Source organism: Pseudomonas sp. P1_F7 (genome assembly GCF_056405655.1).
This window is the reverse complement of the sequence record NZ_JBFUBR010000041.1, coordinates 1-7,447: the sequence shown is the minus strand read 5'-3', so window position 1 is coordinate 7,447 and position 7,447 is coordinate 1. Positions and strand designations below refer to the sequence as shown.

7 protein-coding genes are annotated in these 7,447 nt (G+C 52.9%); 1 reads left to right on the top strand and 6 read right to left on the bottom strand.

Annotation, left to right across the window (positions count from 1 at the left end; all coding sequences use genetic code 11):
• The 5 genes from AC1D1M_RS31170 to AC1D1M_RS31150 all read right to left on the bottom strand — a co-directional run.
• A partial coding sequence (locus tag AC1D1M_RS31170; protein WP_477778661.1) for an AraC family transcriptional regulator occupies positions 1 to 736 on the bottom strand: 736 nt, incomplete at its 3' end.
• Positions 737 to 784: 48 nt separating this feature from the next.
• Positions 785 to 2,134, bottom strand: coding sequence for an MmgE/PrpD family protein (locus AC1D1M_RS31165; protein ID WP_477762076.1), 1,350 nt, complete (start codon positions 2,132 to 2,134; stop codon positions 785 to 787).
• A gap of 85 nt (positions 2,135 to 2,219) precedes the next feature.
• Positions 2,220 to 3,263, bottom strand: a complete 1,044-nt coding sequence (proX, locus tag AC1D1M_RS31160; RefSeq protein ID WP_458512341.1) for a glycine betaine/L-proline ABC transporter substrate-binding protein ProX — start codon at positions 3,261 to 3,263, stop codon at positions 2,220 to 2,222.
• A 67-nt stretch (positions 3,264 to 3,330) separates the two neighbouring features.
• Entirely contained in the window at positions 3,331 to 4,296 is a 966-nt protein-coding gene (gene proW / locus AC1D1M_RS31155; RefSeq protein WP_477762075.1) for a glycine betaine/L-proline ABC transporter permease ProW, read from the bottom strand.
• A gap of 48 nt (positions 4,297 to 4,344) precedes the next feature.
• Positions 4,345 to 5,382 (bottom strand): quaternary amine ABC transporter ATP-binding protein, encoded by a 1,038-nt coding sequence (locus tag AC1D1M_RS31150; RefSeq protein WP_477762074.1) that lies wholly within the window; start codon positions 5,380 to 5,382, stop codon positions 4,345 to 4,347.
• A gap of 447 nt (positions 5,383 to 5,829) precedes the next feature.
• Here AC1D1M_RS31150 and AC1D1M_RS31145 point away from each other — a divergent pair, with 447 nt between their 5' ends.
• Positions 5,830 to 6,792: a LysR family transcriptional regulator gene (locus AC1D1M_RS31145; RefSeq protein WP_477762073.1), complete on the top strand. Its 963-nt coding sequence runs from the start codon at positions 5,830 to 5,832 to the stop codon at positions 6,790 to 6,792.
• 89 nt (positions 6,793 to 6,881) lie between these two features.
• Here the strand turns inward: AC1D1M_RS31145 and AC1D1M_RS31140 are convergent.
• A partial coding sequence (locus tag AC1D1M_RS31140) for an SRPBCC family protein (RefSeq protein ID WP_477778660.1) occupies positions 6,882 to 7,447 on the bottom strand: 566 nt, incomplete at its 5' end.

Below are 7,447 nucleotides of genomic sequence, written 5' to 3'. Positions count from 1 at the left end.
GTTCTAAAGCGAGCTTCAGGGTTTGTGGCAAGGTGGGGTCAGAGTCAACTATGACAGTCGATATCCCAGAGACTTCAGTGGTTTGATCACAACTGAGTATTTCCTCGACAGCATGGGTCAGCGACACACCTTGTTTAGCGGTGATGAGCTCCAGCATCATGCGTAACGAGCTGCTGGCGCCAGCGCACGTGATACGGTTTCTGTCTATTACGTGAGTTCGACAAGAGACCAGGACTTTGGGGAAAACATCCTCCATCATCGCTCGCCCATCTGGATGGAAGGCGCACTCGACACCGTCCATCAGCTGAGCTTCCGCCAGGAAAAATGCACCGTTCCACAAACCGCCCATGGTCGCGCCAAGAGAGGCGACGTTACGTAGCTTGCGCCGTAATAGCGGGTCGCTGACCAGCTTCACTCGCAAACCACCGGCGACGATGAGAACGTCGATACGACCCGGTAGTTGTGATAGCTCCAGGTCTGCTGAAATCGCAATTCCAAGATCGCTCATTACCAAACGGCTCTTGATGCCGACAGTCAACACCTCAAACGCCGGTGTTTCGCTAATCAGGTTGGCGGTCACCAGCGCATCGATAGCACCGGTAAATGACATCATCGAGAAATTGTTCAAAAGCACGAAAGCTACACGAGTCACCGCCTGCGGCTTTATTGGTTTCTCCGCCGTATAGGAGTACCCCATGTTCTTGTCTTTGAGCACGCTCTCGAATACGAATGGCATAAATCCTCTTTGACACCTGAACGAATAGCTAAGAAGCCGATGCGGAATCTAGGCAGCGGCTTTTGGAGCGGACAGCAACAAATCAAAGAATGATTGGCAGTCTTCACTACCGGGCAATGCTTCAACACTGTTCTTGATGGCATTGCTGAGTGTGGTTCCCAAGCTGTCATCAGCCAGTAAATGGTACTTGGCAGTGAGTTCGTCACTCGACATAGGGTTGCCGGGGTCGCCCTTGGCCGTCGCGGTTGGGCTCGTAAGACGCGTGCCGTCTTTCAGGGTAACCGTGACGCGGGAGAGGATTTCCTCTGGGAACCTGGCAGACAGGTCAGGCGCCTCATGAAGGGTTATTTTCTCGCTGATACTCAAGATGTCTGGCGCATGAATAGAATCGCCGGTGACCTCTTTTGGCCCCAGCTTCCCGCGAACGATCAAGGCTGCCAGCGGGAACGCCAGCGCATATTGGGCCTCGTCCGCATTCTTCGGAAAATGCCCCTGCAAGCACACAGACTCATGGAATGTTTCGACCTCTATGGCCTCGATCAACTCAGCAGTGATGACCGGATGTGCTCGCATCAAATCGGTCATGGCCGTGAGTGCCGGTTGCGCCCAGCGACATACCGGCCACGGTTTGAAATATTGTTCGTCGATCTCCCAGCGGGCTCCGATGTCCCGCCAGAAAGTGGAAATCTCCAAAGGTTCAACGGTGGCGGCTGGAGCGCCGGTGACACCGAGCTGTGCCATCAGTAGTGCGTTCAGTCCGGCATACGCCCCGGCACCGTGAGCGTCACGCAACATCGTCGGAAAACTCACCAGGCGCATCATCGGACACCTGGGGCCAAAGTATTCCGCGATACCCAGTGCATGACGGAACGTCGTTTCATCAAGCTTCAGCAAGCGGGCGCCAGCGCAAACGACCCCGATCCCGGAAAAGGCGCCTGAGGCATGATATTCAGGGGCCGTGGCCATCAATGCCTGGCCCGCCCGCAAGGCGGTCTCGTAACCGATGCACAGTGCGCTGAGGAATTCCTCGCCGCTGATGTCTTTGCCCTGACTGCGATACGCGTCTACCAATGCAACAATGGCCGGGACTACGGTTGCACCCGCATGCCCCTTGGAGGTGAAGTGACCTTCATGTGCATCCAGGCTATCAACGCAGAAGCCGCCTGCATACGCGGCGCCCAATGGATGTACGGCTCTGCCGTCGAACCAGAGGCGGCTGGACAGCTTGTTGGCAGAGTAGTGGGTGTCAGCGTAAGTTTTGAGCATCACGCTGGTTTGATTGTTGCGGGCACCGGCGGCCACACCAATGATGTCGAGCAGGCAAGTTTTAACCAGCTCGCGTGTATGCAGGGGCGCGTCCTTGTAACTGAAATTCTGGACGAATGAATACAACTGCATTTCATGATTCCTGAATGATGAACGCCCAAACGGATAAAAGGTTGCCGGGGAAGGGCAACCTTTTATGCAGATTTAAATGAAGGGACTAGTTTTTTACGGTGGCGGTATTAGCCGCGGCTCGTGCATCAGCCAGCCAGCTGTCGTACTTCGCGCGATGGGCTGCGATCCATTCTTTGGCGTGACGAGTTATGTCAGCTGCACTTTTTTCACCGTTGTGCATTTTCAGATTTTGCGCGCTTTCATCGTCGGTAGTGATCTGCATTTCAGACAGGAACTTCACGGCAGCCGGATTTTTCTCGGCGAACTCTTTGTTGATTACCGCTTTGACACTGTCTACGGCGAAACCAAGGTTTTTACCATTAAAGGTAGTGTTGACATCGTTTTTGCCACCTGGAAGATCAGTACGCGGCACGGTTAACCAGACAACATCTTTGCCTTCGACCAGAACACCGGAGATCCACTGAGGCACCCAGGTGTAATAGAGAATCGGCTTGCCTTGTTTATAACGAGCGATGGTGTCAGCCATCAATGCAAAGTAGGAGCCCTGGTTATTTGTGACGCTTTTTTCCAGGCCATAGGCTTTCATATGGTGGGCAATGATCAGCTCACAGCCCCAACCGGGGTTGCAACCTGTCAGGTCGGCTTTACCGTCGCCATTACTGTCGAACAGCTTGGCAATTTCTGGCTTTTTCAAATCTTCGATATTGGTGATGTGATACTCATCAGCCGTTTTCTTATCGATCATGTAGCCCTGCAACACACCCGGCATAATGTCGCCGGTTTTCACCATCGTCTCATCGCCGCCGGCCTTCTGGTAGAAAGATTTGTGCAGCTCTTCCCACAGATGTACTGAGAAATCAGCGTCACCATTGGAAATCGCTACCATCATGGTGGAGTACTCGGTTTCCTTGGGTGTCTCAACGTCGTAGCCCAATTCCTTGAGACCCGCCATTGCAATCTCTCCGCGGAATCGCTCTTCGGCGATTGACGGGAAAATGGGAGTGATTGATACCCCTTTTCCGGGCAGCTGTGCCGTGGCGGCCGATGCGAAAACAGGTGAAACCGCTAGTACTAAAAGTGCCACAGAATGAATGAATTTCTGTTTTATGCCGACTGTTGTGAAGTTCATTATCGTTTACCTTGGCTTGGTTAAGATGTTGGCAGTTTTTTTGATTCCCGACGCGCCGCTAGGCGAGTTAACTTTCTTTGGGACTAACTTCTATTTTTGTAACAGTGTTTTTTCTCTTCAGGCGATAAATGACACCCGCCGGGCCGGTCTGATACCAATGCTCCCCTTGGGTTGCCCTGTTACTGCGTTCGCCCATTGCCTGAGTCAGCCGGTCAAGGAAAATCGCCAGCAACACCAGCCCCAATCCACCGACGGTTGCCAAGCCCATATCAAGGCGACCAATCCCGCGAAGTACCATCATCCCCAAGCCGCCAACCGAAATCATTGACGCGATCACCACCATGGAAAGCGACAACATTAATGCCTGATTCAGACCCGCCATGATTGTCGGTGCCGCTAAAGGAAGTTGAACCCGCCTCAGCATCTGGCGTGGGGTGCATCCAAAAGCCCGGGCCGCTTCAACCTTGTCTTCCGGTACCTGGCGAATTCCCAGATTGGTGAGCCTGACCAGTGGTGCTACCGAAAAGATGATCGTGACCAGTACACCCGGTACGTTGCCGATACCAAACAGCATCACGACGGGGACCAGATAAACAAATGCAGGCAGTGTTTGCATGGCGTCGAGTACCGGACGCAGAAGCATCTCCAGTCGGTCACTACGGGCACACAGGACACCCAGCGGTATGCCAATAACTGCGCAGAAAAACAGTGAAGTGAGCACCAGGGCGAGGGTAATCATGGCGTCATTCCACACGCCGATCACGCCTAATAGAGTGAGCGTAACGAAGCAAAGGATACCTATTTTTCTCCCACCTACCTGCCAGCCAAAGAGCGTCGCAATAATAATGAATATTGACGGAGGAATAGCCAGCAATCCGTACTGAATACCGTTAAGTACCTGGTCGATAGGCCATCTTATCGAGCGAAATATCTCGCGGAAATTATGGACCATATAATTCAGGGCAACTTCTACCCATTGGCCCAAAGGGACGTTGATGGATTGAAACGGGTCTAGAAAACTGAATTCGTTCATGCTAATCACCTGAATGTCCGAGCCTGGCAAGCCAGCGAGTAGAGCCTATTAGTGACGGCTCATTGTCTGGAGCAGTAGGCTCTTGGAGATCGTGCCTTTGAACACACCTTGGCGATCCAGCACAGCAACTGGATTAACGGCATCAGCAACGATGTGAAAGACGTCCTGCAGGAGTACATCGTCGCGCAGCGTAGGAGTGGCTTGATCCATGGCGTACGGATGCTCTGCGCAGATTTTGGCAACATCACCAGCCTTAAGGATCTTCGAGGCATCAAAACCTTTGAAGAAAGCCCTGACGTAATCGTTCGCGGGGTTGCACAGCAGCTCTTGTGGTGTACCGATCTGTACTACCCGGCCGCCCTCCATGATCGCAATGCGATGGCCGATGCGAATCGCTTCGTCAATGTCATGGGAGATGAAGATGATGGTCCGATGTTGTTCTGCCTGCAGGCGGATCAGTTCGCCCTGCATTTCGTGGCGAATCAGCGGGTCAAGTGCCGAGAAGGCTTCGTCCATCAGCAGGATGGCGGGATCGTTGGCCAGCGCTCGGGCCAGGCCTACCCGCTGTTGCATACCGCCGGACAGTTGGTGCGGATAGCTATAGGCGTGGCCCTCGAGCCCCACCTGTTTGAGTGCCTCGAGTGCACGTTTATGCCGTTCACTTTCCTCGACACCCGAGATTTCCAGGCCGAAAGCAACGTTGTCGATCACACTCATGTGGGGCATTAGGGCAAACGACTGAAACACCATGCTCATGTCTTTGCGACGAACGCTGAGGAGATCAGCGTCCGACAGACCTGTAATTTCCTGGCCGTTTAGATGGATCGTTCCGGAGGTTGGCTCGATCAGTCGATTGAACAATCGGACCATCGTCGACTTGCCGGAACCGGAAAGCCCCATGATGACGAAAATCTCTCCACGTTTTACGGAGAAACTGGCATCAAAAACGCCAACGACTTGACCGGTTTTGCTGAAAATTTCATTCTTGTCAGCACCGCGAGCCAGCATCTCCATCGCGAGCTTCGGCTGAGCGCCGAAGACTTTGTAAATGTTTTTTACCGAGAGTATCTCGTCACCAAGACTCATAACCCCTCCTGCTGCAAATGCGACGTAAGATCAAGAATTTAGATATACGTATCTTGATCAGTTAAGACGGTGCTTGTGGGGGCAGTCAAGCTGGGAGAAAGGTTGGGAGTTAGTCATTGTGACCATCCTCTTTATTATGTGATGTTTATTATTTTTGTTTTATCGGCGCTGAGTTAAGCAGACCTTGAGAACAAGTTATTACCTAATAGAGTCAACGTCTAACAACATTTCTTCTGGCCAATCAATAACGTCATGTTATCGATCATTTAATTGTGTCGGTTTGCGATGATGGCTGTGATGGTTTGCGACGGCGGCTGCCGATGGCTCTGTCTTAGACCCTCTGTATCAGCTAAGCTCCAGCGAAGGCTCTAGGTGGAACCCATCCGCTGATCTCGCCACTAACGGCCCTCCAAAGGGCCCCGAACCGGATATTCAATACTCTAGGTTATGGTTAAGCACATAGATCCAGACATGACGCTGCTGAAAATGCCGTCTTTGAAAGCCGTGAAGTCATTTGTAGCAGCTGCCAAATATCAGAGCTTTACGCGTGCGGCAGAAGCACTGTGCGTTACTCAAGCGGCAATCAGCCGTCAGATTCGGGAGCTTGAAGCGTACCTTGGGGTAGATCTCTTCAAGAGGGTGGGTCGAGCGGTCGAGCTGACAGAAGCCGGATCCATATTTTTTGATGCTGCCCAGATATCTTTCGTCAACATTTCCCAGGCGGCGGAACGTATTCGCTCCAATAACTCAGGCAAGCGCACGCTGACGCTTTGCTGTTCTCCAGCGTTCTCAGCACTCTGGCTCGCAGCCAAGCTGCCAGTGTTTTTTACGGCTAACGCTGACATCGATCTCAACGTGGTGGCTACCCAAAACTTTTTGTCGATGGAACCGGGTGTGACTCCGGACATCTTCATCACCAAGATGGCCATGATCCAGGATGGCTACCGTAGTTATCCGTTGTGCCATGATGTTATCTACCCGGTGTGCACACCTCGTTACAAAGAGGAGCATCCTGAACTGTCCAGCCTGGAAGGCATACGCGACGGGGTTTTGCTAAACCTCAGCCCCTATGGCAGATCCCAAGTAGCGGAGCACGTTGACTGGGGCGTTTGGCTGGCTTATCACGAAGTTGATATCGAGAAACGCCCCCACGACAGCCCTCACGTTTTCAACGCGAATGACTACAACCTGGTGATTAGCATGGTATTAACCCACCAAGGCGTAGCGCTGGGATGGAATCACCTGGTCGAAAACCTGATCGAAAACGGCACGTTGATCCGTCCAATCGAAGAAGAAGTGGTTCTCCATGAAAGTCAGCACTATCTGACATTTCGTGAAGACCGGATCAATGATGACGCGTGCTGTCGGCTACGCGACTGGATTCTCACCCAGTTTTCCGGAGCTGTTTAGAAGATAGGAGCACTGGCGGAGCAGTACTCGGATTGCGTGGATGTACCGGTGGTGATCATTCGTGGTTCTCACCACCGGCAGTTTTGCACTTAGCCGACAGATCTTAACGGGATCGTGTCGTTGAGCTGATCAAGCATCGTTTTGCAATACCAATCATCAAACTGACACACGCCAATTTCACTGGCCACCGACAATGGGCCCGGCTCGTAAGCAGGAGAGCTGACGCCGACCTGTGCGCCTTCAACCAAGGTGCGATCCTGGTCATTGGTTGCAAGCCACACCTTGGTCAGGCGATCGATGTCGTAGTCGACACCTTCCTGCGCGTCCTTTTTGACGAGCCATTTTGTAGTGACCATTGTCTCGCCCGGACCAAGGGGCAGGACTCGGAAGCTCAGCGCATGATCGCCCAGAAAGTGGTTCCAGGTTGATGGGTAGTTGAAATAAAGCAGCGCGCCGATGTTGGCTTCACCGGTTGTGTCCAACCGGCCAGCGACCGCAGGCTTGCCATCCATTGTGTAGCTGACGGCCCCGGAAAACAGGGGGATGCGCGTCATGCGGAAGCGACCGTCTTCGTCCATGACCAATTGGCTGGGCAGGCCTGCTGCTTCGCAACGATCCCAATGCTCTTTGAGTTCAAGATCCTCATCGCCGCCGG